Annotated in this window: 28 protein-coding genes; 21 read left to right on the forward strand and 7 right to left on the reverse strand. The window is 57.7% G+C overall.

Annotated elements, in window-relative coordinates:
• The first annotated feature begins 116 nt into the window (after positions 1 to 116).
• The 3 genes from ACMGGE_RS13775 to ACMGGE_RS13785 are packed head-to-tail and all read left to right on the forward strand — an operon-like array spanning position 117 to position 1,868.
• The gene (locus tag ACMGGE_RS13775) at positions 117 to 857 is read left to right on the forward strand and encodes a winged helix-turn-helix domain-containing protein (protein WP_048225541.1); all 741 of its coding nucleotides are present in this window, start codon (positions 117 to 119) and stop codon (positions 855 to 857) included.
• A gap of 1 nt (position 858) precedes the next feature.
• A complete protein-coding gene (locus ACMGGE_RS13780) occupies positions 859 to 1,332 on the forward strand; it encodes a hypothetical protein (RefSeq protein WP_048028616.1) in 474 nt (157 codons plus the stop codon).
• 29 nt (positions 1,333 to 1,361) lie between these two features.
• Positions 1,362 to 1,868, forward strand: a complete 507-nt coding sequence (locus ACMGGE_RS13785; RefSeq protein WP_048225731.1) for a GNAT family N-acetyltransferase — start codon at positions 1,362 to 1,364, stop codon at positions 1,866 to 1,868.
• 137 nt (positions 1,869 to 2,005) lie between these two features.
• Here the strand turns inward: ACMGGE_RS13785 and tsr are convergent, their stop codons facing one another.
• A complete protein-coding gene (gene tsr / locus ACMGGE_RS13790; RefSeq protein ID WP_248222527.1) occupies positions 2,006 to 3,670 on the reverse strand; it encodes a methyl-accepting chemotaxis protein in 1,665 nt (554 codons plus the stop codon).
• Between the two features lie 83 nt (positions 3,671 to 3,753).
• On the reverse strand, positions 3,754 to 4,194 hold the full coding sequence (gene hpaR, locus ACMGGE_RS13795; RefSeq protein ID WP_045907716.1) for a homoprotocatechuate degradation operon regulator HpaR: 441 nt from the start codon (positions 4,192 to 4,194) through the stop codon (positions 3,754 to 3,756).
• A 270-nt stretch (positions 4,195 to 4,464) separates the two neighbouring features.
• On the opposite strand from hpaR, the gene hpaG reads away from it, so the two are divergent.
• From hpaG to yjiA, 14 genes are all read left to right on the forward strand, one after another.
• Complete coding sequence (hpaG, locus tag ACMGGE_RS13800) at positions 4,465 to 5,742, forward strand: 4-hydroxyphenylacetate degradation bifunctional isomerase/decarboxylase (RefSeq protein ID WP_420293868.1); 1,278 nt, start codon at positions 4,465 to 4,467, stop codon at positions 5,740 to 5,742.
• The gene (gene hpaE / locus ACMGGE_RS13805) at positions 5,739 to 7,205 is read left to right on the forward strand and encodes a 5-carboxymethyl-2-hydroxymuconate semialdehyde dehydrogenase (RefSeq protein ID WP_420293869.1); all 1,467 of its coding nucleotides are present in this window, start codon (positions 5,739 to 5,741) and stop codon (positions 7,203 to 7,205) included. Before hpaG ends, hpaE begins: the two co-directional genes overlap by 4 nt.
• Positions 7,206 to 7,207: 2 nt before the next feature.
• Positions 7,208 to 8,059 (forward strand): 3,4-dihydroxyphenylacetate 2,3-dioxygenase, encoded by an 852-nt coding sequence (gene hpaD, locus ACMGGE_RS13810; RefSeq protein ID WP_014830538.1) that lies wholly within the window; start codon positions 7,208 to 7,210, stop codon positions 8,057 to 8,059.
• A gap of 9 nt (positions 8,060 to 8,068) precedes the next feature.
• A complete protein-coding gene (locus tag ACMGGE_RS13815; RefSeq protein ID WP_252077604.1) occupies positions 8,069 to 8,449 on the forward strand; it encodes a 5-carboxymethyl-2-hydroxymuconate Delta-isomerase in 381 nt (126 codons plus the stop codon).
• Positions 8,450 to 8,555: 106 nt separating this feature from the next.
• Positions 8,556 to 9,359 carry a 2-oxo-hept-4-ene-1,7-dioate hydratase gene (hpaH, locus tag ACMGGE_RS13820; protein WP_024908290.1) on the forward strand — a complete coding sequence of 268 codons (804 nt, stop codon included), beginning with the start codon at positions 8,556 to 8,558 and terminating at the stop codon, positions 9,357 to 9,359.
• A 9-nt stretch (positions 9,360 to 9,368) separates the two neighbouring features.
• The gene (gene hpaI, locus ACMGGE_RS13825) at positions 9,369 to 10,166 is read left to right on the forward strand and encodes a 4-hydroxy-2-oxoheptanedioate aldolase (protein WP_420293870.1); all 798 of its coding nucleotides are present in this window, start codon (positions 9,369 to 9,371) and stop codon (positions 10,164 to 10,166) included.
• A 21-nt stretch (positions 10,167 to 10,187) separates the two neighbouring features.
• Positions 10,188 to 11,540 carry a 4-hydroxyphenylacetate permease gene (hpaX, locus tag ACMGGE_RS13830; RefSeq protein ID WP_063622611.1) on the forward strand — a complete coding sequence of 451 codons (1,353 nt, stop codon included), beginning with the start codon at positions 10,188 to 10,190 and terminating at the stop codon, positions 11,538 to 11,540.
• Positions 11,512 to 12,402, forward strand: coding sequence for a 4-hydroxyphenylacetate catabolism regulatory protein HpaA (gene hpaA / locus ACMGGE_RS13835; RefSeq protein WP_044597194.1), 891 nt, complete (start codon positions 11,512 to 11,514; stop codon positions 12,400 to 12,402). The genes hpaX and hpaA overlap by 29 nt, the downstream gene beginning before the upstream one ends.
• A gap of 195 nt (positions 12,403 to 12,597) precedes the next feature.
• Complete coding sequence (gene hpaB, locus ACMGGE_RS13840; RefSeq protein ID WP_219369255.1) at positions 12,598 to 14,160, forward strand: 4-hydroxyphenylacetate 3-monooxygenase, oxygenase component; 1,563 nt, start codon at positions 12,598 to 12,600, stop codon at positions 14,158 to 14,160.
• Positions 14,161 to 14,177: 17 nt separating this feature from the next.
• Positions 14,178 to 14,687: a 4-hydroxyphenylacetate 3-monooxygenase reductase subunit gene (locus ACMGGE_RS13845; protein ID WP_111967185.1), complete on the forward strand. Its 510-nt coding sequence runs from the start codon at positions 14,178 to 14,180 to the stop codon at positions 14,685 to 14,687.
• Between the two features lie 177 nt (positions 14,688 to 14,864).
• Positions 14,865 to 15,782: a helix-turn-helix transcriptional regulator gene (locus ACMGGE_RS13850; RefSeq protein ID WP_045907709.1), complete on the forward strand. Its 918-nt coding sequence runs from the start codon at positions 14,865 to 14,867 to the stop codon at positions 15,780 to 15,782.
• 191 nt (positions 15,783 to 15,973) lie between these two features.
• Positions 15,974 to 18,127 carry a carbon starvation CstA family protein gene (locus tag ACMGGE_RS13855; RefSeq protein ID WP_024908297.1) on the forward strand — a complete coding sequence of 718 codons (2,154 nt, stop codon included), beginning with the start codon at positions 15,974 to 15,976 and terminating at the stop codon, positions 18,125 to 18,127.
• Positions 18,128 to 18,223: 96 nt separating this feature from the next.
• Positions 18,224 to 18,427: a YbdD/YjiX family protein gene (locus ACMGGE_RS13860; protein WP_003856610.1), complete on the forward strand. Its 204-nt coding sequence runs from the start codon at positions 18,224 to 18,226 to the stop codon at positions 18,425 to 18,427.
• A 10-nt stretch (positions 18,428 to 18,437) separates the two neighbouring features.
• The gene (gene yjiA / locus ACMGGE_RS13865; protein ID WP_420293871.1) at positions 18,438 to 19,391 is read left to right on the forward strand and encodes a GTPase; all 954 of its coding nucleotides are present in this window, start codon (positions 18,438 to 18,440) and stop codon (positions 19,389 to 19,391) included.
• Between the two features lie 68 nt (positions 19,392 to 19,459).
• On the opposite strand, the gene ACMGGE_RS13870 is transcribed toward yjiA, so the two are convergent.
• Positions 19,460 to 20,818: an esterase-like activity of phytase family protein gene (locus tag ACMGGE_RS13870; protein WP_420293872.1), complete on the reverse strand. Its 1,359-nt coding sequence runs from the start codon at positions 20,816 to 20,818 to the stop codon at positions 19,460 to 19,462.
• A 411-nt stretch (positions 20,819 to 21,229) separates the two neighbouring features.
• Between ACMGGE_RS13870 and ACMGGE_RS13875 the strand changes: the two genes are divergently transcribed.
• Complete coding sequence (locus tag ACMGGE_RS13875) at positions 21,230 to 21,775, forward strand: YfaZ family outer membrane protein (protein WP_047746519.1); 546 nt, start codon at positions 21,230 to 21,232, stop codon at positions 21,773 to 21,775.
• Positions 21,775 to 22,095, forward strand: coding sequence for a hypothetical protein (locus ACMGGE_RS13880; RefSeq protein WP_008501314.1), 321 nt, complete (start codon positions 21,775 to 21,777; stop codon positions 22,093 to 22,095). Before ACMGGE_RS13875 ends, ACMGGE_RS13880 begins: the two co-directional genes overlap by 1 nt.
• Positions 22,096 to 22,138: 43 nt before the next feature.
• Here the strand turns inward: ACMGGE_RS13880 and ACMGGE_RS13885 are convergent, their stop codons facing one another.
• Positions 22,139 to 23,509 (reverse strand): NAD-dependent succinate-semialdehyde dehydrogenase, encoded by a 1,371-nt coding sequence (locus tag ACMGGE_RS13885; RefSeq protein ID WP_048028641.1) that lies wholly within the window; start codon positions 23,507 to 23,509, stop codon positions 22,139 to 22,141.
• A gap of 151 nt (positions 23,510 to 23,660) precedes the next feature.
• Here ACMGGE_RS13885 and ACMGGE_RS13890 point away from each other — a divergent pair, with 151 nt between their 5' ends.
• Complete coding sequence (locus ACMGGE_RS13890) at positions 23,661 to 24,404, forward strand: AraC family transcriptional regulator (protein ID WP_048028706.1); 744 nt, start codon at positions 23,661 to 23,663, stop codon at positions 24,402 to 24,404.
• 47 nt (positions 24,405 to 24,451) lie between these two features.
• Positions 24,452 to 25,078 carry a LysE family translocator gene (locus ACMGGE_RS13895; protein WP_111967181.1) on the forward strand — a complete coding sequence of 209 codons (627 nt, stop codon included), beginning with the start codon at positions 24,452 to 24,454 and terminating at the stop codon, positions 25,076 to 25,078.
• Positions 25,079 to 25,099: 21 nt separating this feature from the next.
• On the opposite strand, the gene tssD is transcribed toward ACMGGE_RS13895, so the two are convergent.
• Genes tssD through ACMGGE_RS13910 form a run of 3 tightly spaced genes read right to left on the reverse strand, consistent with a single transcriptional unit; the run spans position 25,100 to position 26,466 of the window.
• Positions 25,100 to 25,591: a type VI secretion system tube protein TssD gene (tssD, locus tag ACMGGE_RS13900; RefSeq protein ID WP_032655043.1), complete on the reverse strand. Its 492-nt coding sequence runs from the start codon at positions 25,589 to 25,591 to the stop codon at positions 25,100 to 25,102.
• Positions 25,592 to 26,104, reverse strand: coding sequence for a hypothetical protein (locus tag ACMGGE_RS13905; RefSeq protein ID WP_420293873.1), 513 nt, complete (start codon positions 26,102 to 26,104; stop codon positions 25,592 to 25,594). It abuts the gene before it with no gap.
• Entirely contained in the window at positions 26,104 to 26,466 is a 363-nt protein-coding gene (locus tag ACMGGE_RS13910) for a tlde1 domain-containing protein (protein WP_021240619.1), read from the reverse strand. The genes ACMGGE_RS13905 and ACMGGE_RS13910 overlap by 1 nt, the downstream gene beginning before the upstream one ends.
• Positions 26,467 to 26,526 lie beyond the last annotated feature (60 nt).

Below are 26,526 nucleotides of genomic sequence, written 5' to 3' on the forward strand. Positions count from 1 at the left end.
ATCCTGTCTGGATCAATGTTATCGGTAACAGTGGCGTTAAAATAGCCAGCAATGCAGCCCGGAAGGCGTAGGCCTTCTCTTTTTATTTTTTATCTCTGTTTTTATTACAAGAACTTATGAAATACCTGCTTGCTGACGCCATCGTCTACAACGACGAGGACGGTTCTGTTTCTCTTATCAATGCGCCGGACGAGGATGCGCAGCTCCTCACCTGTACGGCAAATACCATCATGAAGCTGCTGGTTCAGCATCATGGGAACGTGGTTGAACGGGAAACCTTTCTCCAGGAAGTCTGGGATCGGCGAGGGCTCCAGGGGTCTAACAACTCCTTAAACCAGTACATCAGCATTCTGCGCAAGATGCTGGCGACCCTGCTTCCCGACGCGCTGTTTATCGTTACCGTACCGAAAACAGGCTTTATGCTCAGCGCCGATGTCACGGTCACTCCGCTGGAGGAGGCTCCGCCGACCGCCGAAACGGCGAAACCTGCATGGCGCGTTCGCCCGGAAGGGCTGTTCTGCGGCGCGCTCACGCTGGTCGTCGTTGCGCTATGCCTCTGGATCGCGCTCATCAAGCCGGAAAATTCACAGCGGGAGATCCATCTGCTGACGCACATTGGCACCTGCCCGGTCTACACCTTTACGCCGCTGGCGGACGTGTTTCACGGGAAGGCGATTACGCTGGCGCAAACGCTTCAGAAGGACGGCCATCTTCCGTGCCTGAAAAATTCAATTTTCTACATGCACATTCAGAGAACGCTTTTCTACGGCCACGAAGGGCGGCTGGTGCTCTCCCAATGTTCCCTCACGCAGGGTAAAGCCAGCGCCTGTCGTACGCTTTACTATTACGAGTGGTGATATGAGACACAAAAAAGTTTGGCTAATCCTGATCCTCAACCTGCTGCTGCTGGGCACCGTGCTGGCGTGGTACTTTCACACGCCCCCGCTGTCGGTGGCCTGTGACGGAAACCTGACCTTCTCCGACCGGCGCGACAGCCACGATTTCACCTTTGACGGTGAGATCATTATGCGTTTTCATCCCGACAAAACGGGGTACATCACGGTTAACGGCAGTGTGGTGAATGCCCCGCGCAGCTGGGAGGTTTCCCGCCAGGAGATGTTTAAATGGCGTCACGTGGAAGGTGAACTGTATGAGATCGTTATTCAAAAAGTGGAGCGTTTTAGCCATGACGCCATGCCGCCCGGGGTCTTTGAAAAATACGTTGCCGGCCTGACGCTGGGCAATAAAAGGCTTCTGACGATCGAGCGCACGCCGGAAGACGCGCTGGTGATCAGCAATTTCTATTCGCCGGTGCTGATCTGCTCGGAATAATGTCGACGGGTCAGGTTATACTTGCCGCCATGACTATTCGCATTCGCCCCACCACTCTCAACGACGTTGCCGCCCTGCCCGCCATTGAACGCGCGGCGGCCGGGCGCTTCCGTGACTTCCCGGAACTCGCCTGGCTTGCCGACGGCGAGGTCATTTCCGCTGAGCAACACCTCGGCTATGTCGAACGCGGGCTAAGCTGGCTGGCGCTGGCAAACGACCACCCCGTCGGGTTTATCCTTGCCGAAGCCCATCCGTCATCACTGTTTATTGTCGAACTCTCGGTTGATCTGGACTGGCAGGGAAAAGGGATCGGCAGGCAGCTCATCGCCTGCGTGGCAGACCATGCCCGTAACAGAGGGCTGACAGCGCTGACGCTGACGACGTTCAGGGACGTCCCGTGGAATGCGCCGTTCTATGCGCGGCTGGGGTTTGAAAAAATGACGACGCTGACGCCTGAACTGCGTCAGAAAAGGGAAGAAGAGACAGCGCACGGTTTCGCATATGAAACGCGCTGCGCCATGCGCCTGCCTCTGTAATATCGCCCGGTGGCGCTGCGCTTACCGGGCCTACAAAACCACGAACCGTAGGCCGGGTAAGGCGCAGCCGCCACCCGGCAAAACCACGAACCGTAGGCCGGGTAAGGCGCAGCCGCCACCCGGCACAACATACGGCGTTAGAAGGTTTCCCAGTTATCACCTGCATCAGCGGTAACCGTTTTACGCGCCATCGCCGGTGCTGAAACGGTTTTCGCAGAAGCGAATTCGCGCGCTTTCATCTGCTCCTGCTGAATGCGGAACACCGCCACGGCCTGCGTCAGACGGCTTGCCTGCTCTTCCAGTGCGGCTGCCGCTGCGGCAGACTCTTCCACCAGCGAGGCGTTCTGCTGGGTCACGCGATCCATCTCTGCCACCGCCAGACCGACCTGGTCGATACCGCGGCTCTGCTCGTCAGACGCAGAGGCGATTTCACCCATGATGTCCGTGACGCGGGTGACCGCATTCACGATCTCACCCATGGTTTCACCGGCGCTTTCGACCAGCGTTGAACCCACTTCCACGCGACCCACGGAGTCTTCAATCAGGCTCTTGATCTCGCGTGCCGCCTGGGCGCTGCGCTGGGCCAGGTTACGCACTTCACCTGCTACCACCGCAAAACCGCGGCCCTGCTCGCCCGCACGCGCCGCTTCTACCGCCGCGTTCAGTGCCAGGATGTTGGTCTGGAAAGCAATGCCGTCGATCACGCTGATAATGTCGGCAATTTTCTGCGAACTGCCCGCGATATCGCGCATGGTCTGCACCACGTTATCCACCACTTTGCCGCCTTTCTGCGCGGTTTCGGAGGCGCTCAGGGCAAGATGGCTCGCCTGACGGGCGTTCTCGGCGTTCTGCTTAACGGTCGCCGTCAGCTGCTCCATGCTGGCAGCGGTCTCTTCCAGGGAAGCGGCCTGCTGTTCAGTACGGGAGGAGAGGTCATTGTTGCCCATCGCGATTTCACTCGCGCCGCTGTAGATCGCATTCGCGCCGTTACGCACGTCGCCAACAGTACGCACCAGCTCGCCCTGCATATGGCGCAGCGAGTCGGCCAGTTCACCCATCTCGTTGGTGCCCTGAACCTCAATGCGCTTCACCAGGTCGCCGCTGGCGATATGGCGAATGTTGTCGATCAGACGATTCAGCGGGGAGATCAGCGTCTGCTTGATGTTCAGCCAGACGGCCACGATCACCACCAGCACGGCAATCAGGACGCTGATCAGCACCCAGATAGCCTGGCTGTAGGAGCTGTTGCTGTCTTCGACCGCCATCTGGTACAGCTTGTCGTTCTGCTGCAGGTAGCTCACGTACTGCTTCTCAAAACCGTCCTGGTAACTCTGGGTCGGCTGATCGAAGAAGGCGTTGATTTTGCCCGCGCCCAGCAGCTGGATCAGCTCCGCCAGCGCGCCGTGGTAAATATCATAGTTACGCTTGATCTCCATGGCATCCGCATCGCTTTGACGCGGATCGCGCGGCAGGGCTTCGTAGGCAGCCCAGTTTTTTTCCGCCTGTTTCAGAGACGCAGACGCGATTTGCATCAAATCGTTCACGGTCGCGCCGCTGCCGATATTGCTCTGATCCATCATGTAGCGGATACCCGCGCGGTTCAGGGTATTACGGGTTTGCAGCAACGCTACCCAGCTGGCATTCAGCGTGGACTGTTGCTGGCGAATGGTTTGCAGGACGGTGAAATTCTCTTTGTCATTCTTCAGAGCATTAAAGAAAAGACCACCGGATGTGAGTTGTAAAAGGCCAAATATCGCTAAAACCAGCATTAAGCTGGTGACAATCTTGATACGGTTTAACATGTTTTCTCTTTCCTCAGACAGATACAGAATTTTCGGCCTGGAAAGGGAAAACTTTACGAAATTCATCCTGGAATTTGTGGTTTTTACTCTTCATCCCGCGCTGCGTTATGACGGTTTCCGAGTTCAATAAACTCTTCCAGCAGCGCCGTCAGCTGTTTCATCTTCTCCGGCGTATATTCCGCCTCAATCTGCTGATACGCCTCTTCCACCTGCGCCTGGGCGTGCTCATACAGCGCATTGCCCTCTTTGGTCAGCGAGACGTACAGCTTGCGCTGGTCGTTCACCGGCTTTAAGCGCAGCACCAGGCCGTCGCGCTCCATACGCGTCAGAATGCCGGTCAGGCTCGGGCGCAGGATGCAGGTGCGAAACGCCAGATCGTGAAAATCCATCGACGGATGTTCAGCCAGCACGCGCACAATACGCCACTGCTGCTCGGTCAGATTATGGCGCTTCACAATCGGGCGGAAGTAGGACATCGCCGCTTCCCGCGCCTGCAGCAGCGCGATGGTTAATGAATCATGCATAGCCTGTACCCTTCACATCATTAACAAGTAAACAAACACGAAAAGATGTTTTTATAAACAACACGTTTTCTGCCCAAAAGTCTAACAGAAACCCATTAATTTTATTAAACACCTGATTTTATTATACATAAAAAAGAATATGTAAATTTATTGTTATTCATATCACAAATTTTTCACTTCTGATTGCGAAATAAACAGCAAAAGCATAAAACCAGATCATTAACATATTAATGAAATCCAAACCGGACCTCCGGCCTGAGGAGTATGTGAATGAAAGGTACCGTTTTTGCCGTCGCCCTCAACCATCAAAGCCAGCGCGAAGCCTGGCGTGAGGCGTTTGAAAAAGCCCCCTACAACACGCCGCCGAAAACGGCGGTGTGGTTTATCAAACCGCATAACACCGTGATTCGCGCGGGCGAGCCCATTCCGTTCCCGCAGGGGGAAACGGTGCTGAGCGGCGCCACGGTGGCGGTGGTGGTCGGTAAAACCGCCAGCAAGGTGCGCGTGGAGGACGCCGCGGAATATATTGCAGGATACGCGCTCGCCAACGAGGTGAGCCTGCCGGAAGAGAGCTTCTACCGCCCGGCCATCAAGGCCAAATGCCGGGACGGATTCTGCCCGCTTGGCGAACCGGTCGCCGTTGATCACGTGGACAACCTGACCATCATCACCGAGATCAACGGCCGCGAAGCGGACCACTGGAACACCGCCGATCTGCAGCGTAACGCTGCCGAACTGCTGAGCGCCCTGAGCGAGTTCGCCACCCTTAATCCCGGCGATGCGATCCTGCTCGGTACCCCGCACAGCCGCGTTGAGATCCGCCCGGGCGATCGCGTGCGTATTCTGGCGGAGGGGTTTCCGCCGCTGGAAAACCCGGTGGTGGATGAACGCGACGTCGCTAACACACACCGCACGCCGCCGCATGCCACGCTGTTTGCCCTCGGTCTGAACTATGCCGATCACGCCAGCGAGCTGGACTTCAAGCCGCCCACCGAGCCGCTGGTCTTTATCAAAGCGCCGAACACCTTCAACGGTGACAACCAGACGTCGGTGCGCCCGAACAACGTCGAGTACATGCACTATGAAGCGGAGCTGGTGGTGGTCATCGGCAAAACGGCGCGTAAGGTGAGCGAAGCCGAGGCGATGGACTATGTTGCGGGCTATACGGTCTGCAACGACTACGCCATCCGCGACTACCTGGAAAACTACTACCGCCCGAACCTGCGGGTGAAAAGCCGCGACGGGCTGACCCCCATTTCCCCCAACATCGTGCCAAAAGAGGCCATTCCCGACCCGCACAACCTCGCCCTGCGCACCTTCGTGAACGGCGAGCTGCGTCAGGAAGGCACCACGGCGGATCTGATCTTCAGCATCCCGTACCTGATTGCGTACCTGAGCGACTTTATGACCCTGCAGCCGGGCGACATGATTGCCACCGGCACGCCGAAGGGGCTGTCCGACGTGGTGCCGGGCGATGAGGTGGTGGTGGAAGTGGAAGGCGTGGGACGCCTGATGAACCGAATTGTGAGTGAGGAGACGGCAAAATGAAAAAGATAAACCATTGGATCAACGGTAAAAACGTCGCGGGCAGCGACTACTTCCACACCACTAACCCGGCCTCCGGCGAGGTCCTGGCTGAAGTGGCCTCCGGCGGTGAAGCCGAAATCCATCAGGCCGTTGCCGCCGCCAAAGAGGCGTTCCCGAAGTGGGCCAACCTGCCGATGAAGGAGCGCGCGCGCCTGATGCGTCGTCTGGGCGATCTGATCGACCAGAACGTGCCGGAGATCGCCGCCATGGAAACCGCCGATACCGGGCTGCCGATCCACCAGACCAAAAACGTGCTGATCCCGCGCGCCTCGCACAACTTCGAATTTTTCGCCGAGGTGTGCCAGCAAATGAACGGCAAGACCTACCCGGTTGACGACAAGATGCTCAACTACACCCTGGTGCAGCCGGTGGGCGTCTGCGCGCTGGTGTCGCCGTGGAACGTGCCGTTTATGACCGCCACCTGGAAGGTCGCGCCCTGTCTGGCCTTAGGTAATACCGCGGTGCTGAAGATGTCCGAGCTCTCCCCGCTGACCGCCGACCGTCTGGGCGAACTGGCCCTCGAAGCGGGTATTCCGGCGGGCGTGCTGAACGTCGTTCAGGGCTACGGCGCGACGGCAGGCGATGCGCTGGTGCGGCATCACGACGTGCGCGCCGTCTCTTTCACCGGCGGCACCGCCACCGGGCGCAACATCATGAAAAACGCCGGGCTGAAGAAGTACTCCATGGAGCTGGGCGGCAAATCTCCGGTGCTGATTTTTGAAGACGCGGATATCGAGCGCGCGCTGGACGCCGCCCTGTTCACCATCTTCTCCATCAACGGCGAGCGCTGCACCGCGGGCTCGCGCATCTTCATCCAGCAGAGCATCTACCCGGAATTCGTCAAGCGCTTTGCCGAGCGCGCCAACCGCCTGCGCGTGGGCGACCCGACCGATCCGAACACCCAGATTGGCGCGCTGATTAGCCAGCAGCACTGGGAAAAAGTCTCCGGCTATATCCGCCTCGGCATCGAGGAAGGCGCAACCCTGCTGGCGGGCGGCCCGGACAAACCGGTCGATCTGCCTGCACACCTGAAAGGCGGCAACTTCCTGCGCCCGACCGTGCTGGCAGATGTTGATAACCGCATGCGCGTGGCGCAGGAGGAGATCTTCGGGCCGGTGGCCTGCCTGCTGCCGTTCAAGGACGAAGCGGAAGGGCTGCGCCTGGCCAACTACGTGGAGTACGGCCTGGCGTCGTACATCTGGACCCAGGACGTCAGCAAAGTGCTCCGTCTGGCGCGCAACATCGAAGCGGGCATGGTGTTCGTGAACACCCAGAACGTGCGCGATCTGCGCCAGCCGTTTGGCGGCGTGAAGGCCTCCGGCACCGGCCGCGAGGGCGGCGAGTACAGCTTCGAGGTGTTCGCAGAGATGAAGAACGTCTGCATCTCCATGGGCGACCATCCGATTCCAAAGTGGGGGATCTGAAAATGGGTAAATTAGCGTTAGCGGCAAAAATCACCCACGTGCCGTCGATGTATCTCTCCGAGCTGCCGGGTAAAAACCACGGCTGCCGCCAGGGCGCTATCGACGGACACAAAGAGATCAGCAAGCGCTGCCGGGAGCTGGGCGTCGATACCATTATCGTCTTCGACACTCACTGGCTGGTGAATAGCGCCTACCACATCAACTGTGCGGACCATTTTTCGGGCGTCTACACCAGCAACGAGCTGCCGCACTTTATCCGCGACATGACTTACGACTACGACGGCAACCCGGAACTCGGCCAGCTGATTGCCGACGAGGCGGTGAAGCTTGGCGTGCGCGCCAAAGCGCACAACATTCCGAGCCTGAAGCTCGAGTACGGCACGCTGGTGCCGATGCGCTACATGAACGCGGATAAGCACTTCAAAGTGGTCTCTATTTCGGCGTTTTGCACGGTTCACGACTTCGCCGACAGCCGCAGGCTGGGCGAGGCCATCGTTAGCGCCATTGAAAAATACGACGGCACCGTGGCGGTGCTCGCCAGCGGCTCGCTGTCGCACCGCTTTATCGACGACCAGCGTGCCGAGGAAGGGATGAACAGCTATACCCGCGAGTTCGACCGCCAGATGGACGAGCGCGTGGTGAAGCTGTGGCGCGAGGGTCAGTTTAAGGAGTTTTGCAGCATGCTGCCGGAGTACGCCGACTACTGCTACGGCGAGGGCAACATGCACGACACGGTGATGCTGCTGGGCATGCTCGGCTGGGACAAATACGACGGCAAGGTGGAGTTTCTCACCGAGCTGTTCGCCAGCTCCGGCACCGGCCAGGTCAACGCCGTTTTCCCGCTGCCCGCCTAAGGAGCCACCATGCCGCACTTTATTGCTGAATGTACCGACAACATCCGCGAGCAGGCCGACCTGCCGGCGCTGTTCGCCAAAGTGAACGAGGCGCTCGCCGCCACGGGCATCTTCCCGCTCGGCGGTATCCGCAGTCGCGCCCACTGGCTGGATACCTGGCAGATGGCCGACGGCAAGCACGATTACGCCTTTGTCCATATGACGCTGAAGATTGGCGCGGGGCGCAGTCTGGAGAGCCGGGAGGCCGTGGGGGAGATGCTGTTTGGGCTTATCAAAGCGCACTTCGCGGCGCTGATGGCGAGCCGCTACCTGGCGCTGTCGTTTGAGCTCGACGAACTGCACCCGACGCTCAATTACAAACAGAACAACGTGCACGCGTTGTTTAAGTAGACATCTTTTCCGCCCGGTGACGCTTCGCTTACCGGGCCTACAACGGCTCGAACGTAGGCCGGGTAAGCGCAGCGCCACCCGGCAACAGCCGCATAAAGGATACGCCATGCTCGATAAACACACCCATACCCTGATCGCCCATCGTCTGCATCAGGCGGAACAGTCCCGGGAGCAGATCCGCGCGATCTCGCTGGACTATCCGGAGATTACGATTGAAGACGCCTACGCCGTCCAGCGCGAATGGGTGAGCCTGAAGATCGCCGAAGGCCGCGTGCTGAAGGGCCACAAGATCGGCCTCACCTCCAAAGCGATGCAGGCCAGCTCGCAGATCAGCGAGCCGGACTACGGCGCGCTGCTGGACGACATGTTCTTCCATGACGGCAGCGACATTCCCGTCGATCGCTTTATCGTCCCGCGCATTGAAGTGGAGCTGGCGTTCGTGCTGGCAAAACCGCTGCGCGGCCCGAACTGCACGATCTTCGACGTCTATAACGCCACGGATTACGTCATCCCCGCGCTGGAGCTGATCGACGCCCGCTGCCACAACGTCGACCCGGAGACCCAGCGTCCGCGCAAGGTCTTCGACACCATCTCCGATAACGCCGCCAACGCGGGCGTGATCCTCGGCGGCCGTCCGATTAAGCCCGACGAGCTGGACCTGCGCTGGATCTCCGCCCTGCTCTACCGCAACGGCGTGATCGAAGAGACCGGCGTGGCCGCAGGCGTCCTGAACCACCCGGCCAACGGCGTGGCGTGGCTGGCCAACAAGCTTGCGCCGTACGACGTGCAGCTTGAGCCTGGCCAAATCATTCTCGGCGGCTCGTTTACCCGTCCGGTGCCCGCCAGCAGAGGCGACACCTTCCACGTCGATTACGGCAACATGGGCTCCATCAGCTGCCGCTTTGTCTAGGAGAGCACGATGCAAAACGCATTTAAAGCGGCGCTAAAAGCAGGCCGTCCGCAAATTGGATTATGGCTGGGGCTGACCAGCAGCTACAGCGCCGAGCTGCTGGCCGGAGCAGGCTTCGACTGGCTGCTGATCGACGGCGAGCACGCGCCGAACAGCGTCCAGACCGTCTTAACTCAGCTGCAGGCTATCGCCCCTTATCCCAGCCAGCCGGTGGTCCGCCCGTCGTGGAACGACCCGGTGCAGATCAAACAGCTGCTGGACGTGGGTGCGCAAACCCTGCTGGTGCCGATGGTGCAAAACGCCGACGAAGCGCGGCTGGCGGTACGTGCCACCCGCTACCCGCCTGCGGGCATTCGCGGGGTGGGCAGCGCCCTGGCGCGCGCGTCGCGCTGGAACCGCATTCCCGATTACCTGCAGCAGGCCAACGACGCCATGTGCGTGCTGGTGCAGATTGAAACCCGCGAGGCGCTGAAAAATCTGCCGCAGATCCTGGACGTGGAAGGCGTCGACGGCGTGTTTATCGGCCCGGCGGATCTGAGCGCCGACATGGGCTTTGCCGGCAATCCTCAGCACCCGGAGGTGCAGGCCGCCATTGAGCAGGCGATCGCGCAGATATGCGCTGCCGGTAAAGCTCCCGGCATCCTGATGGCGAATGAACCGCTGGCAAAACGCTATCTTGAGCTCGGCGCGCTGTTTGTTGCCGTCGGGGTCGACACTACCCTGCTTGCCCGCGGCGCGGAAGCGCTGGCGGCACGCTTTATCGAAACACCGGTTACGTCAGTTCATAACAATAAATCCGTCTACTAAACGTAAGATCTGGAGCGCACCATGACGACCTCTACCCTGCAAACCCATGATAATAAAGCTGTTGAACACCGCGTCATTCACAAGCTGTTCCGACGCCTGATCGTCTTTCTCTTTATCCTGTTTGTCTTCTCGTTCCTCGATCGCATCAACATCGGCTTCGCCGGGCTGACAATGGGTAAAGATCTGGGCCTCACGTCAACCATGTTTGGCCTGGCCGCTACGCTGTTTTACGTCACCTACGTACTGTGCGGCATCCCGAGCAACATCATGCTGGCGAAGATCGGCGCACGCCGCTGGATCGCCGGGATCATGGTGGTATGGGGTATTGCCTCTACCTGCACCATGTTCGCCACCAGCCCCGAGACTCTCTACGTCCTGCGCATGCTGGTGGGCATTGCCGAAGCCGGTTTCCTGCCGGGGATTCTGGTCTATCTCACCTGGTGGTTCCCGGCCTATCACCGCGCCCGCGCCAACGCGCTGTTTATGATTGCTATGCCGGTCACCATGATGCTCGGCTCGATCCTCTCCGGCTACATTCTGGCGATGGACGGACTGTGGAACCTCAAGGGCTGGCAGTGGCTGTTCCTGCTGGAAGGGCTGCCGTCAGTGGTGCTCGGCGTGGTGACCTGGTTTTACCTCAACGACACGCCGGACCAGGCCACCTGGCTGGATGAGGACGAAAAGCAGGCGCTCAAAACGATGATCGCCCGCGAGCAGGAGGTCGCGATTGCCCAATCCGTCACGCCGCGTTCCACGCTGCGCGAGGTGCTGACCCCGGCGGTGCTGCTCTACACGCTGGCCTACTTCTGCCTGACCAATACGCTGAGTGCGATCAACATCTGGACGCCGCAGATCCTGCAAAGCTTCAACACGGGCAGCAGCAATATCGTCATCGGCCTGCTGGCAGCGATCCCGCAGTTCTGCACCATCCTCGGGATGATCTGGTGGAGCCGCCGTTCCGACAGGCTGAAAGAGCGAAAAAAGCACACCATCCTGCCGTACCTGTTCGCCGCGGCGGGATGGATGCTGGCCTCCGCGACGGATCACAGCCTGATCCAGCTGCTTGGCATCATCATGGCCTCAACCGGATCGTTTACCGCCATGGCGATATTCTGGACCACGCCGGATCGGGTTATTAGCCTGCAGTCCCGCGCGGTGGCGCTGGCGGTGATCAACGCCATCGGCAACGTCGGCTCCGCCGTCAGCCCGCTGCTGATTGGGATCCTGCGCGACGCGACCGGCAGCTTCAGCTCGGGGCTGTGGTTCGTGGCCGGGCTGCTGGTGGTTGGCGCGCTGGTGCTGACGCGCATTCCGATGACGCAGCGGGATCAACAGAGGAACGATCATGTGCCAGAACCCTATCGCCAACATTGATATCAGCAAGGAGTACGACGAAAGTCTGGGCACCGACGATGTGCACTACCAGTCGTTCGCCCGCATGGCGGCCTTTTTTGGCCGCGACATGCAGGCGCATCGTCACGACCAGTACTTTCAGATGCACTTTCTCGATACCGGGCAAATCGAGCTCCAGCTCGACGATCACCGCTATTCGGTGCAGGCCCCGCTGTTTGTCCTCACCCCGCCGTCGGTGCCGCACGCGTTTATCACCGAATCCGACAGCGATGGTCACGTGCTGACGGTGCGCGAGGATCTGATCTGGCCGCTGCTGGAGGTGCTCTACCCCGGCACGCGGGAGGCGTTTGGCCTGCCGGGGATTTGCCTCTCGCTTGCCGACAGGCCGGACGAGCTGGCGGCGCTGAAGCACTACTGGCAGCTGATTGCCCGGGAATCCACGGAGCAGTTGCCCGGGCGCGAGCATACCCTGGTCCTGCTGGCGCAGGCGGTGTTTACGCTGCTGCTGCGCAACGCGAAGCTCGACGACCACGCCTCAGGCGGCATGCGCGGCGAGCTGAAGCTGTTTCAGCGCTTTACCCAGCTGATCGACACCCACTACCACCAGCACTGGACGGTGCCGGAATACGCCAGCGAGCTGCACCTGACCGAATCTCGCCTGACCGATATCTGCCGCCGCTTCGCCAACCGTCCGCCAAAACGCCTGATCTTCGACCGCCAGCTGCGGGAGGCCAGGCGCTTGCTGCTCTTCTCCGACAGCACCGTCAGCGAGATTGCCTGGCAGCTGGGGTTCAAAGATCCGGCCTATTTCGCCCGCTTTTTTAACCGCTTAGTGGGGTGCTCGCCCAGCGCATACCGGGCGCAGAAAGTACCGGTTTCCTGAACGCATCACGGTTCGTAGGGCGGGTAAGCGCAGCGCCACCCGCCGAAAAGCCGCACAGATCACAAAACCACATCCCACCCGAAAAGTACCCGTCGTTGTCCCAATCGTCCCTTCACGTTACGTCCCTCTCAGGCTTCAATTAAACAACAAAAACAAAACATAAATTTAACAACACTATTCCGATACGAGGTCCCTATGAAGCCTGAAGAGTTCCGCGCCGATACCAAACGTCCGTTAACCGGTGAAGAGTATTTAAAAAGCCTGCAGGACGGACGCGAGATTTATATCTACGGCGAGCGCGTCAAAGACGTCACCACCCATCCGGCATTTCGCAATGCGGCGGCCTCCATCGCGCAGATGTACGACGCGCTGCACAAGCCGGACATGCAGGACACGCTGTGCTGGGGCACCGACACCGGCAGCGGCGGCTATACCCACAAGTTCTTCCGCGTGGCGAAAAGCGCCGACGACCTGCGCCAGCAGCGCGATGCCATCGCCGAGTGGTCGCGCCTGAGCTACGGCTGGATGGGCCGCACGCCGGACTATAAAGCCGCGTTCGGTTGTGCGCTGGGCGCCAATCCGGCCTTCTACGGCCAGTTCGAGCAGAACGCCCGGAACTGGTACACCCGCATTCAGGAAACCGGCCTGTACTTCAACCACGCCATCGTTAACCCGCCGATCGACCGCCACAAGCCAGCGGACGAGGTAAAAGACGTCTACATCAAGCTGGAGAAAGAGACCGACGCCGGGATTATCGTCAGCGGCGCGAAAGTGGTGGCCACCAACTCCGCCCTGACCCACTACAACATGATCGGCTTCGGTTCCGCGCAGGTGATGGGCGAAAACCCGGACTTCGCGCTGATGTTCGTCGCGCCGATGGATGCCGAGGGCGTGAAGCTGATCTCCCGCGCCTCCTACGAGATGGTGGCAGGCGCAACCGGATCCCCGTACGACTACCCGCTCTCCAGCCGCTTTGACGAGAACGACGCCATCCTGGTGATGGATCACGTGCTGATCCCGTGGGAAAACGTGCTCATCTACCGCGATTTCGACCGCTGCCGCCGCTGGACGATGGAAGGCGGTTTCGCCCGCATGTACCCGCTGCAGGCCTGCGTGCGCCTGGCGGTGAAGCTCGACTTCATCACCGCCCTGCTGAAGAAATCCCTGGAGTGCACCGGCACCCTGGAGTTCCGCGGCGTGCAGGCGGATCTCGGCGAAGTGGTGGCCTGGCGCAACATGTTCTGGGCGCTGAGCGACTCCATGTGTTCCGAAGCCACACCGTGGGTCAACGGCGCGTATCTTCCTGACCACGCGGCGTTGCAGACCTACCGCGTGATGGCCCCGATGGCCTACGCCAAGATCAAGAACATCATCGAGCGTAACGTCACCTCCGGGCTGATCTACCTGCCGTCCAGCGCCCGGGATCTGAACAACCCGCAGATCGACCAGTATCTGGCGAAATACGTGCGCGGCTCCAACGGCATGGATCACGTCGAACGCATCAAGATTTTGAAGCTGATGTGGGATGCCATCGGCAGCGAGTTTGGCGGCCGTCACGAGCTGTATGAAATTAACTACTCCGGCAGCCAGGATGAGATCCGCCTGCAGTGTCTGCGCCAGGCGCAGAGCTCAGGCAACATGGACAAGATGATGGCGATGGTCGACCGCTGCATGTCCGAATACGACCAACACGGCTGGACGGTGCCGCACCTGCACAATAACAGCGATATCAACATGCTGGATAAGCTGCTGAAATAGCGCAGCGGGAGGTTTTCATGCAATCAGAACAACGCCTGCGTTTTCGCGACGCGATGGCCAGCCTGTCGGCCGCGGTCAATGTTGTCACCACCGAGGGTGAGGCCGGACGCTGCGGCATCACCGCCACCGCCGTCTGCTCGGTCACGGACACCCCGCCGTCGGTGATGGTATGCATCAACGCCAACAGCGCCATGAACCCGGTATTCCAGGGCAACGGCAGGCTGTGCGTTAACGTGCTGAACCACGAGCAGGAGATCATGGCTCGCCATTTCGCCGGGATGACCGGTATGACGATGGAGGATCGCTTTGCCCTCTCCTGCTGGCAGAAAGGCCCGCTGGCGCAGCCGGTGCTCAAGGGCGCGCTGGCCAGCCTTGAAGGCGAAATAAGCCAGGTGCAAACCATCGGCACGCATCTGGTTTATCTTGTTGAAATTAAAAACATCATCCAGAGTGATGCGGGCCACGGCCTGATCTACTTCAGGCGCCGTTTCCACCCGGTCATGCTGGAGGCGGAAGCCGCCGTATGATCTCCCTCGCGCTGGCCTTTTTTCCGGCCAGCGCCGCTTTCTGCAAAAACTCCTAAGGTTTCCGCTAAATCACGCCGTTATATACCCATAAGAGAAATTTTCTGTGCCTGAATACTGACAGGTTGTGTCAGTGCACCCGCATCATTCAGCGCATGCCTATATATACAGGATGACCTTATGGCTAAAACGACGCGGAGCCGCTCGGCTGAACGTCTGGTCGATATTCTCCTTGAGCTACATTTAAACGGTGTGGTAAACCGCAGTGCGCTAATGGAGAAATTTAAAATTACCGAGCGCACCGTCTATCGGGATTTAAATGCACTCTCTCCCATTGTTGAACATACCGGTAACGGGCTATATCGTCTGATTCATTCTGCACAATCGCCCGGCGGACAAGGATTGCACCACACTCTGGCTAACTTTCTGAATGCCGACAGCTTTTTCCCTGAAAGAAATACGGAATTCTGGCAAAAGCTTGAAACGCGCGTAGACGAAAACCATATTCTTATTCTTGGTAATGAAGCGGAACACACGTTAGAACGCGATATTCGCCGTCATTTAACGAAAGTCGAGAAATCGATTAAAAACCATAATGTTTGCCAGATCGTTTATAAGGGCAAAACCCGCCTGATTAATCCCTATAAACTCATTAACAAAAAAAATATATGGTATTTACAAGCCACCGAAAATAGCCGACTGAAATCCTTCTCATTGAGCCAGATTAGCTGGTTTGATATTCAGAAAACGACCTTCACTCCCGAAGAAAATGTCCTTGAGCTGCTGGAAAAAAGCCTTGATCCCTGGGTGTCCGAAGATACTTTCGCGGTGAAAATATTCATTAAAGATAATATTTCACATTACTTCCTGCGCCGCGATCTTCTGCCGGAACAGGAGCTGCTGGAGGAGCAACAGGGCGGCGTCACGCTGCGCTGCCAGGCGGCCCACGAGAACCAGATCCTGCCGCTGCTGTTCTACTGGCTCCCCCATATTCAGATACTGGAACCAAGCTGGCTGAAGGAGAAGCTCATCAGGACGCTGGAAAGCTATCTGGCCGTGGAGCGTACCCCGAATAATCAAGTGATCTCAATCACATAATTTCGCCCACTGGCGGCGAGCCGAAACCGCTCGTCGCCGCCTTTGACCGCTCACCCGGCACTTTCAACCACTCATTCATTTACCGTCCTTTACGCGCGCGTTGATCTGGCACGATCGCTCCAGCATTAATCAATACCTCCTCACAACGAACCCTGACCCTTTTTTCTTTACATAAAAAACCAGGTCTTACTATGGATACTAAAAAACTACTGAAGCACGTGCCCTGGGCCTTACTCGGGATCCTCGGCGCTTTTTGTCTGGCGGTTGTCGCATTACGCCGGGGCGAACACGTAAGCGCCCTGTGGATCGTGGTCGCGTCGGTTTCCGTCTATCTTGTGGCTTATCGCTACTACAGCTTATACATCGCGCAGAAGGTCATGAAGCTCGACCCGACGCGTGCCACCCCGGCGGTCATTAACAATGACGGCCTGAACTACGTGCCAACCAACCGCTACGTGCTGTTTGGTCACCACTTTGCCGCGATCGCCGGTGCGGGCCCGCTGGTCGGCCCGGTACTGGCCGCGCAGATGGGCTACCTGCCGGGTACGCTCTGGCTGCTGGCGGGCGTGGTGCTGGCGGGTGCGGTGCAGGACTTTATGGTGCTGTTTATCTCTTCTCGCCGTAACGGCGCCTCTCTGGGTGAGATGGTCAAAGAGGAGATGGGCCGCGTACCGGGGACTATCGCCCTGTTCGGTTGCTTCCTGATCATGATCATCATCCTTGCGGTGCTGGCCCTGATCGTGGTGAAAGCGCTGGCCGAAAGCCCGTGGGGTGTCTTCACCGTCTGCTCTACCGTACCGATTGCGCTGTTCATGGGGATCTACATGCGATTCCTGCGTCCGGGACGCGTGGGTGAAGTGTCGGTGATTGGTATCGTACTGCTGGTCGCCTCCATCTACTTCGGCGGCGTGATTGCGCACGACCCGTACTGGGGCCCGGCGCTGACCTTCAAGGACACCACTATCACCTTCGCGCTGATTGGCTATGCATTTATCTCCGCGCTGCTGCCGGTCTGGCTGATTCTGGCCCCGCGTGACTACCTGGCCACCTTCCTTAAAATCGGCGTTATCGTCGGTCTGGCGATCGGCATCCTGCTGATCAACCCGGATCTGAAAATGCCTGCGGTAACGCAGTACATCGACGGTACCGGTCCGCTATGGAAAGGCGCCCTGTTCCCGTTCCTGTTCATCACCATTGCCTGCGGTGCGGTCTCCGGCTTCCACGCCCTGATCTCCTCGGGTACCACGCCTAAGCTGCTGGCGAACGAGAAAGACGCACGTCTGATCGGCTACGGCGCGATGCTGATGGAGTCCTTCGTGGCGATCATGGCGCTGGTTGCCGCGTCCATCATCGAACCGGGTCTGTACTTTGCGATGAACACCCCACCGGCGGGTCTCGGCATCACTATGCCTAACCTGCATGAGATGGGCGGCGACAACGCGGCGCTGATTATGGCGCAGTTGAAAGACGCCAGCGCACACGCGGCGGCGACCGTCAGCTCCTGGGGCTTCGTGATTTCGCCTGAGCAGATCATGCAGACCGCGAAAGACATCGGCGAACCGTCCGTGCTGAACCGCGCCGGTGGCGCACCGACGCTGGCCGTCGGTATCGCACACGTGTTCCACAAAGTGCTGCCGTGGGCGGACATGGGCTTCTGGTACCACTTCGGTATTCTGTTCGAAGCGCTGTTCATCCTGACCGCGCTGGACGCCGGTACCCGTGCGGGCCGCTTCATGCTGCAGGACCTGCTCGGTAACTTCGTGCCGTTCCTGAAGAAAACCGACTCTCTGGTGGCGGGCATTCTGGGTACGGCGGGCTGCGTCGGCCTGTGGGGCTACCTACTGTATCAGGGCGTTGTCGACCCGCTCGGCGGCGTGAAGAGCCTGTGGCCGCTGTTCGGTATTTCAAACCAGATGCTGGCTGCCGTGGCGCTGGTGCTCGGCACCGTGGTACTGGTGAAGATGAAGCGCACCAAATACATCTGGGTCACCGTGGTGCCTGCGCTGTGGCTGCTGCTCTGCACCACCTGGGCGCTTGGCCTGAAGCTGTTCAGCGCCAACCCGCAGCTGGAAGGCTTCTTCTTCATGGCTAACCAGTACAAAGAGAAGATTGCCGCAGGCGGCGCAGACCTGACTGCCCAGCAGATTGCCAACATGAACCATATCGTGGTGAACAACTACACCAACGCGGGTCTGAGCATTCTGTTCCTGGTGGTGGTATACAGCATTATCTTCTACGGCATCAAAACCTGGTTGAAAGTGCGTAACGCTGAAGGCCGTACGGACAAAGAAACCCCGTACGTACCGGTGCCGGAAGGCGGCGTGAAGACCTCTTCACACCACTAACACAATGGCGGGTGGCGCTGCGCTGACCCGCCCTACAACGGTACTGTAGGCCCGGATCGCTGCGCGCCACCGGGCTTTTTCTTATCAGGACACGTTATGTTTGGTAACTTAGGCGAAGCAAAAAAATACCTCGGTCAGGCGGCGAAAATGCTGATTGGCATTCCGGACTATGACAACTACGTTGAGCATATGAAGACCAACCATCCGGATAAGCCATACATGACCTACACCGAATTCTTCCGCGAGCGTCAGGAAGCGCGCTACGGCGGAAGTGGAGAAGGCGGCGTCCGCTGCTGCTAAAGGAGAGACCATGATCCCGATTGCCGTTACCCTGCTGACCGGTTTCCTCGGCGCCGGTAAAACCACCCTGCTGCGCCACATTCTGAACGAGCAGCACGGCTTCAAAATCGCCGTCATCGAAAACGAATTTGGCGAAGTCTCCGTAGACGACCAGCTGATTGGCGATCGCGCCACGCAGATCAAAACCCTGACCAACGGCTGCATCTGCTGCACCCGCTCTAACGAGCTGGAAGACGCCCTGCTGGACCTGCTCGACAGCCGCGATCGCGGTGAAATCGACTTTGACCGTCTGGTGATCGAGTGCACCGGCATGGCCGACCCCGGCCCGATTATTCAGACCTTTTTCTCCCATGAGATCCTTTGCCAACGCTACCTGCTGGACGGCGTGATTGCCCTGGTCGATGCGGTCCACGCGGACGAGCAGATGAACCAGTTCACCATCGCCCAGTCTCAGGTGGGCTACGCCGACCGCATCCTGCTGACCAAAACCGACGTGGCGGGCGAAAGCGTTAAGCTTCGCGAGCGCCTGACGCGCATCAACTCCCGCGCGCCAATTTACACGGTGACGCACGGCGATATCGACCTGTCTCAGCTGTTCAACACCAACGGCTTTATGCTGGAGGAGAACGTCACCGCGAAACCGCGCTTCCACTTTATGGGAGACAAGCAAAACGACGTGGCGTCGATTGTGGTGGAGCTGGATTATCCGGTAGATATCAGCGAGGTTTCCCGCGTGATGGAGAACCTGCTGCTGTCGTTTGCCGACAAGCTGCTGCGCTACAAAGGGATGCTGTGGATTGACGGCGAGCCCAACCGCCTGCTGTTCCAGGGCGTGCAGCGCCTGTACAGCGCCGACTGGGACCGACCGTGGGGCGATGAACCGCCGCACAGCGTGATGGTGTTTATTGGTATACAGCTGCCGGAAGAGGAGATTCGGGCGGCGTTTGCGGGTCTGAAGAAATAGCCTCCCCGCTTAACTATGCGCTCCGAACAATCCCCTCTCCCCTATGGGGAGAGGGGTGAGCGGTAAACTTATTGCACCGCCTCCGGCAGCGTCACAATCCACAGCTCGCTGTCGGACTCCGGCTTCTTCAGCGGCTTCACGCTGAGCGTGGTTTCCACCGGTTTATCATCCAGCGTCAGCTTGCCTTCCGCGTTTACCCGGTAATCCTTGAGCTTCTTGCCCTCGACCGGGTTTTGCATCGCGACCTTCACGCCAAAATCGTTATCGTTCGCCACCGCAAGCGTTTTGCTGTCGATCAGCGCCAGTCCTTCAGCCTTCTCCTGCTGCCAGCCCAGCGCGCGGAGGTCGACCACCTGCGTTTTTGCTGCAAGCGTAATGCCGCGCTGCGCCAGGGTTTTCTCATCATCAAATTCCGGGTACTCGCCCGGCTTGTCAAAGGCGGAAAGATCGCTCGCCTTGCTGAGATCCACCTTGTAAATCAGGTTACGCATTCCGTCGTTTTTATCGCTTCCCTGCTCAATCAGCAGGATGTGCTGATTATCGAGCGCCACGATATCGCCGATTTTGGCGTCGCTGTTTTTGTCGTAGGCCGCGCTGTCGATAGGGTAACCGTACATCGCGGTTTTGCCGGTCGCCGGGTCAAAGCTCACCAGACGGGTGAACAGCGCCTGCTTTTTGCTCTTACCGTCGATGTCCAGCGTGCTCTGCACTGCGGCGATAATGCGTCCGTCCGGCATCCGGGTCAGGCCTTCAAAGCCCCGGTTGGGCTGGCGCCATTTGATGATGTTTGGCAGACCGCCCGCGATGGATTTTTCCCCTTCCACGGCCTGCGGCCCGTGGATCGCGAGGATCTTGCCTTTGCTGTCGACGTTAATCAGGAACGGGCCGTACTCGTCGCACAGCCAGTAGCCGCCTTTGCCGTCCGGCGTGATGCCTTCCGTATCCAGTCCGCGATTGTCACCCTTGAGCGTCTTTAAGGTATCGCTGAACGCCACTTCATTGGTGGAACCAATCACGCCGCTTTGCAGCGGCAGACCGTTAATCTCGCCTTTATCGTCATGCAGCGGGCGGGCATCAACCGCCTCCGCTTTGCCGTTCTGGACGCGGATGGTCATCAACAACGGCGCGAAATCTGGCGTGACAAATATTTTGGCTTCGTTTTTACCCATTTTTGGCGCATCGGCGTTGGGACCACGATCGGTCACGGTCGCAAACGTCAGGGCATCGCCCTGCTTGCCCGTAAACAGCAGGCCAGAACCAATCCCCACCGGGAGCCCATTCGGAAACGCATCGGCAAACGCGCCGCTGTATTTCACATGGGAGCCCTCGGGGAAGCTGACGACATAGCGCTCAGCGGTAGGCTGTGCCGCCAGGCCAGAGAAAGAGAGCGCACAACCGATAAGCACAGGAATAATTTTTCTTTTCATATTGTTAGCATCCAGTAAGTGAAGCCAACAACGTAAAGAATAAACGTGTCAGAAAAATGACATAGAAAGGCAACCGGCGTGCGCGGGTGAACGTATATTCATTGCCCGGAAATGTAAGGTTGTGTTGTATTGTGTGTCATCTGAAATACTTTTGGAAATTATTAGAAACTCAATTAATTCGCCTCTAATCACTATCCCTTCCTCGTTCAGTTTATGTTTAGTCAAAAAATTAAACGGTGCCTAAACGTCCGAACATCACGCGTTGACACCTCGACAATCAAACATCGATGCAACATTTCAAATAAAAAAGTTAACAATATCAGTATAAAACAGCGACCTTCATCACATTTGCAGTCATAAACATCGCTTGTTAAGGTGCCCCCAGATGAATTTAATGACGAGGCATAAAATATGAAAAAACTGAATATCCTTCTTCTTTCTGCTCTGACTGCCCTCTCGGGTTCCGCTCTGGCAATGGGTGGCAGCATTGAGCAGGGTAAAAACTTTACCAACCTCAACCTGGAAATGGGGAAATCCTCATCCGGCCTGTATGCCGAAAGCAACTGGCTTAAAAACACCGATGACGGTACCCAGACCGGCGGCGTGGGCGCAGGCTACAACCTGGAAGTAGGCCCGGTAATGCTGAATGCGGGTGCCAAAGCCATCTACATCGGCCCGAAAAAAGGCGATAACGGCGTGGCGTTCCCGATCGGCGGCGGCGTAAACGTTGCCCTGACCGACAGCATCCACGTGTACGGTGAAGGCTACGTGGCGCCAGAAGGGCTGAACAACAGCGTGAAAAACTACGTGGAAGCCAACGGTGGCGTAAGCTGGACGCCAATCGCGCCGGTGACCCTGAAAGTGGGCTACCGCCACGTGAGCGTTGATGGTAAAGACGGTCGTCCGAACCACACGCTGATTGACGGCGCATATGTAGGCGGTGGAGTCACCTTCTGATGAAACACCGCATGACCGCGCTTTGCGTTCTGAGCCTCACGCTGATGCTCACCGGCTGCGTCCAGTACAAATGGGTGAAACCGGGCGTCAGCGACGCGGAAATGAATAAAAAGCTCACGGAATGCGAAGCGCAGGCACTGATCGATCTTCCCCCGGATAACGTGGTTACCGGTTCGAGCTCGGAAAAAACGGACAAATCGAAAAAGAAAAAGGATATTTCCACGAGCTACACGGTTGAAGATGCGAATGAATATCGCCGGGATACGCTGGTTGACAGCTGCATGTTCAAAAGCGGCTGGGACAAGATCGAAGTGCAATAATCCCCTTAAAAAACCTGCCGGCTGGCAGGTTTTTTATGACCTCTTACTGACGCACCACCACCAGCTTCTGGTTCACAAACTCTTTGACCCCCAGATCCGACAGCTCGCGTCCGTAACCGGAGCGCTTCACGCCGCCGAACGGCAGCTCTGGCGCGGTATCGGTAAGCCAGTTGATGTACACCATCCCGGTCTCGATCCGCGACGCCATTTTCTTCGCACGCTCGATATCCTGACTGAATACCGCCCCGCCCAGGCCGTAGTGGGAGTCGTTCGCCAGCGCGACCGCCTCGTCGTCGTTTTTCACCACGTACATCTGCGCTACCGGGCCGAAGAACTCTTCGAAGTACGCCGGGTTGTCGCGCGAGATGTTCGTCAGGATCGTCGGTTCAAAAAAGCTCCCGTCGCGCTGCACCGGCTTGCCGCCATAGTGCAGCGTCGCGCCGTTTTTCACCGCCTCGTTAACCTGTTTGGTCAACGTTTCTAGCGCATCTTTCGACGACAGCGGCCCCAGCGTAGTACTTTCGTCCAGCGGATCGCCAATCTTCACCTGCTTAAACGCCTCGGTGAATTTGCTCAGGAAGGCATCCGCGATCTTTTCATGCAGGATAAAGCGCTTCGCCGCGGTACAGACCTGCCCGGCGTTGTTGAGACGCGCATTCACGCCAGTCTTGACGGCTTTGTCCAGGTCCGCGTCGTCCAGCACCACGAAGACGTCGTTACCGCCCAGCTCCAGCGTGGATTTCTTAATGTGCTTCGCCGCCTGTGCGGCCACCACACTACCGGCTTTTTCGGAGCCGGTTAATGCGGCACCCTGCACGCGATCGTCGGCAATGATGTTTGCCACCTGCTCGGACGAAATAAACAGGTTAGTCCATGCCCCTTCCGGCGCGCCCGCCTCGCGGACCAGGTGGGCAAAGGTCTCGGCGCAGTGCGGCACGATGCTGGCATGCTTGGCGATCACCGGGTTGCCCGCCGCCAGGTTTGGTGCCAGGACGCGCATCAGCTGGTAATACGGGAAGTTCCACGGCTCAACGGCCATCAGCACGCCGATGGGATGATGCTCCACCCACGCTTCCCCGAGTTCGGATTGATACTTCACCGGGGCCAGGAACTGCTTCGCGTTGTCAGCATAATAGCGGGCGATCTGCGCGCACAGCTTCACTTCGCCGCGGCTCTGTTCGATGAGCTTACCCATCTCCTGGCTGGCGATTTTCGCCAGATCCTCGGTGCGCTCGTCGATCAGATCGGCAAGCTTATGCAGCACCGGCAGGCGCTGATTGATGTCGCCTTTCGCCCAGTCCGAATGATAAAGCGCATCGGCCGCCTTCAGTGCCGCGTCGATATCCGCGTCGGTATGCGAGGGGTATTCTTTGATGAGCTGGTTAGTGGCAGGATTTACTGTCTGATAAGCCATGTCGAATCTCCTTGTTTTACCGCTTAGGGTATTAAGGGTAGTCAACATGACTGGCCGTGGACGTAAAGTTGGGTATATCCGGAAGGTTCTTAATGAAGCGCTGCCAGACGGTTCGCTGACGTGGTATAAAAAACGTCCAGAAGGAGGGCTTATGACCGATACCCGACACATCCGGCAGACTTTTCACCGCGCCTCAGGCCTTGAGCTGCGCAGCACGTGGCAGAGCAAGCAGGCGTACAAACGCCACAGTCACCCTCAGCTCTCTATCGGCGCGATTATGGAAGGCCAGACCTGCTGCATTTGTCATGACAAAGAATACATTCTTAACCCCGGGGACCTCATTGTGATCCCGGCCTCTGCGCCGCACAGCTGCAACCCCGTCGCCGGGCAACCGCGCAGCTACCATATGCTCTATATCGACACCGATATTCCTCTGGCGTTACAGGTGATTCGCGACCCTACGCTGTTTAAGCGCTACCTGGATATTGTTGAGATGATGTCGCCTGTATCCGTGGACACGCTGCTTTCAGCCCTGCCCCGCTGCGTGGAAAACGCAGATGCGCTTCGCTCAACCAGTCAGCACGTGCGGCAGGCGTTTCTTGCCGACCTGGCCACACCGCCTTCGCTTGACGAACTTGCCCAACGATTCTCGCTGCGCAAGGAGACGCTGATCCGCACCTTCCGGCAGGATACCGGCCTGACGCCGGGCAGCTTCCTCAACATCTCCCGCGTGGAGTTCGCCAAAGCGCGGCTACGTGCCGGGGACGACATCGCCGACGTCGGCTACCAGAGCGGCTTTGCCGACCAGAGCCATTTTCATAAGACCTTCGTCAGCTATACCGCCGCCACGCCGCGCCAGTACGCGACGGGCCGATCAATATCTGACAATAAATAACGCTGGTATCACCGTAGCCTGACCTCAGATTGTTAACCGAGGTTGCTATGGAACTGTTCTTCCCTTCTGCTTTTCTCGCCCTGGCGCTGGCGCATTTTGTTGCGCTGTTGAGCCCGGGGCCGGACTTCTTCCTGCTGGTGGGCTACGCGGCGCGCTACCGACTGCGCGGCAGCGCCGGATTGTGCGTCGGCATCGCCGCGGGTAACGCGCTTTATATTGTTCTGGTGATTATCGGCTGGAGCGCGCTGCGCCAGTTTGCATGGCTGTTTACGCTCATCGAGTTATCCGGCGCACTGTACCTGCTGTGGATCGGCTCGCATCTGGTGCGCAGCCAACCGCAGGCGATGAGGCTGAATGAAACCCGTCAACACTGCCCCTCGCTGCGCAAGCAGATCCTGCTGGGGCTCGGCTCGGCGCTGCTTAATCCGAAGAACGCGTTGTTCTATCTGGCGCTGATGACGGCGCTACTGGGGCCGGACGTGACGCTGCTTCAGCAGGCAACGTGCGGCGTCTGGATGGTGACGGTGGTGCTGGCGTGGGATCTGGCACTGGTGTCGATGATGGGGCTATCGTCGGTGCAACAGAAGCTCAGCCGTGCGCTGTGGCTGATAGAGCGCACGGCGGGGGTGGTGCTGATGGGGTTTGGCGGGTGGGTGCTGTGGCGGGTGATATGAAAGAATCCTATCAGCCGTTTTCTATGCCCCTAACCGATAATCCCAGTCATCCGAATGAATAACGTTACCGTCACGGTAATGCCAGGTAATCTTTTCATAACGAAGCAAAACAAGCTCAAGATGACCCTGTTTTTCATGGTAAGTCTCTTTCACGTCATGCATTAATGAAAACACCGTGACGACCTTCACCGCTTCCAGCGTTATCGTGAAATAGATTTCTTCCTGACCGGCATCATTGATTCTGTACAGGTCGATAGTCGCTTTCCTGAGCGTACCGCCCGTACTGAGTGCTTTATAGAGAAAAACGCTGGAGGCATCAATTTCCTTCTCAATCAGAAAGGGACGATGCTGGCGTTTGCTCAATGCTCTGCCATTATGCAGGTCAGAATTATAGCTTACGTTATGATAGAGCCCTAAAACCTCAATCTGGTTTTCACGGTCTTTAACTTTCACGCTGCCTTTTATGCTATTACCCGCATCGTCAGTTAATGACATATATCCTGGAATGGCCATTTACATATCCTTATCGAATGGAAAAGAGTGTTCAACAGTTGAGATCATAACGGCGAGACATCTTTTACCCTCCGGACTTTTTATTTTGAACATCTCCCTGATTGAATCCACAACAAGTTTATTACTCTCTGCCTCGGTTTCGGGGAAATTCGCAAACGCGCATATTTGTTCAACAGTGAGTAACGGTTTATCGTCTTTTAAGATTGCTAAGACACCTTCAGGGTTATGTGGGATGGCTTCAGAAAGCGCCGCCTTTAAATCTTCAGCCGTACTGGCGTCCACTCCGGGTTCAAGGGCACTCGCCACGGCTAACCATGCCTGAGTTCCTTTACTTATCTCTGGTATGACATGATTCCACCATTCCGACTCACCCGTATCATTTGAATCCAGCTCCGCTACAACAGACATGGCGCCTTTGTCGTTTATCATCTGCAATATCTGTTCAGGAGTGTGTTTTTTGGCAAATAACCCCATCGGTAAGCACAAGAAGAATAGCGCAATAATATACTTCATTATCGCACCACCAGTATTGTATCACCCGAATCATAAATCATATGACGCTTGTCCTGACCGTTCATAATGATGCAACCTGCTGATGCAGAACCTGGCGGCTGGCCTTTTTTATCACCGTGAATTTGAAAATGATCTCTACCAAAGGTATTGGTCCCCGCTATAGGCTCAAGAATAATGGCCTCAGCACTTTTATGATTATTCCACCCGGCAATAAAATAAATACCTCTGGGAATGGGGCCTCTGTTTCGTTGACTTTCACACTCTGGCTTATCTTTCGATTCACCCGCACCGCTGTAGCAGTTAGCGACAAACACACCATTATGGCTCAATACCCCCGTCGAAACTTTATACTCCCATGTCATCGATACCGTCTCCTTTCATAAATAGTCCTTTATCTTATGGCTAGCAGGAACGTTAAAATG

This window comes from Enterobacter sp. BNK-22 (assembly GCF_048684805.1).
GTDB classification, from domain to species: Bacteria; Pseudomonadota; Gammaproteobacteria; order Enterobacterales; family Enterobacteriaceae; genus Enterobacter; species Enterobacter quasiroggenkampii.